The 1,556-nt window shown below is 73.6% G+C and carries 3 protein-coding genes; all 3 read left to right on the forward strand.

From position 1 onward, the window contains the following. A partial coding sequence (locus AB0I88_RS19375) for a MauE/DoxX family redox-associated membrane protein (RefSeq protein WP_361025879.1) occupies positions 1–474 on the forward strand: 474 nt, incomplete at its 5' end. A gap of 78 nt (positions 475–552) precedes the next feature. After that, positions 553–744, forward strand: a complete 192-nt coding sequence (locus tag AB0I88_RS19380) for a S24/S26 family peptidase (RefSeq protein WP_361025882.1) — start codon at positions 553–555, stop codon at positions 742–744. A gap of 130 nt (positions 745–874) precedes the next feature. Further along, complete coding sequence (locus AB0I88_RS19385; RefSeq protein ID WP_361025885.1) at positions 875–1,399, forward strand: topology modulation protein; 525 nt, start codon at positions 875–877, stop codon at positions 1,397–1,399. Positions 1,400–1,556 lie beyond the last annotated feature (157 nt).

Raw genomic sequence — 1,556 nt, forward strand, 5'->3', positions numbered from 1 at the left:
CTGGCCACCGAGGCCGGGATGGCCACCGAGGCCGGGATGGCCACCGAGGCCGGGATGGCCACCGAGGCCGGGATGGCCACCGAGGCCGGGATGGCCACCGAGGCCGGGATGGCCACCGAGGCGGAGGTGGCCGCCGAGGCCGTCGTGGTGGGCGCCCTGCTGTGGCCATCCGGCGCCACCGTGGGCCTGGCTCTCGCGGCGACGTTGTTCGCCTCCTTCACGGCCGCCCTGTTCACCGCGGTCCGGCACGGCGCCCGGGCGGGCTGTCACTGCTTCGGGGCGTCCCGTGCTCCGGTGTCCCGGCGGCACGTGCTGCGCGCCGCGCTGCTCAGCGCCGCCGCCACCGGCGCGCTCGCCGGGGTCACCGCGCCACAGGCCCTGGCCGGCGCCACGGTCGCGGCGGTCGGCGTGGCCGCCCTCGTCTGGCTCGACGAGATCGTCCGGCTCTTCCGTGGAGCGGCTCGCGTCCGCTGATCCGCCCGGCGTCACCGACACAGCGGACGACTCCCGCCGCTGACCCGTCCGGCACCACCGATCACACCGGAGACACGCATGACGAATGGCGTTCCGGCGGCGGTCGCGGTCGTTCTGGCCGGGGGCGCGCTCGCGGTGGCCCGGCGGCGGTTCCTGCTCATCGACGTCGCCGGCGACAGCATGACGCCCGCTCTCGGGCCCGGAGACCGCCTTCTGGTACGCCGTACCCGGCGCGGCGACGTGGTGGGACGGCTACGGTCAGCCGCCTGACCGAACCTCCCGTCACGTTATCGTCCGGGGATGACTCACCGGCCCTCCGATCGCGCGTAAGGGCCGGTCCGCAGCGATAAGATCACGGAGACGGCCCTGGTCGGAACGGCACCGGCAGTGGGAGGCGTGTTTGCGCATCTTCGACTGGCGCCCCGGCCGGGAGCCGTCCGGCGGCCCGGCCGCACCGATGCGGCGGATCGCGATCGTCGGCTGCGGCGGCTCGGGCAAGAGCCACCTCGCCCGGCGACTGTCCGAACGGCTCGGGCTCCCGGTCGCCCATCTCGACGACCACTATTACGACGACGACTGGAACGCCGCCCCGGCGGGCGAGTTCGCCGCGATGCAGCGTGACCTCGCCACCGCCGACCGGTGGATCATCGACGGCAACTACGCGTCGACGCTGCCGATCCGCCTGGCCCGTGCCGACACGGTGATCTTCCTGGACCTGCCCGCGACCACGTGCCTGTGGTCCATCGCCCGCCGCGGCGGACGCCACCGCATCAACGGTTCCTTCCTCTGGTACGTGCTCCGCTACCGGCATCGCATGCGCCCACGCGTCGAGGCGCTGATCGCCGAGCACGCGGGACACGCCCGCTGCCTGCGTCTCACCAGCCGCCGCCGGGTCAACCGGTTCCTCACCGAAATGGGTGCCTGACCCGTAGGCGCCCGCACGAATCAAGTGCCACCGCCGGGCCAACCGGTACCTCACCGGAATGCGTGCCTGACCCGTAGGCGCCCGCACGAATCAAGTGCCACCGCCGGGCCAACCGGTACCTCACCGGAATGCGTGCCTGACCCGTAGGCGCCCGCAC

Source organism: Actinoplanes sp. NPDC049802, assembly GCF_040656595.1.
Taxonomy (GTDB): domain Bacteria; phylum Actinomycetota; class Actinomycetes; order Mycobacteriales; family Micromonosporaceae; genus Actinoplanes.

What these genes read in the sequence shown, in the direction of transcription:
- AB0I88_RS19380 (WP_361025882.1), top strand. Translation starts at nt 553, where the DNA reads ATGACGAATGGCGTTCCGGCGGCGGTCGCGGTCGTTCTGGCCGGGGGC.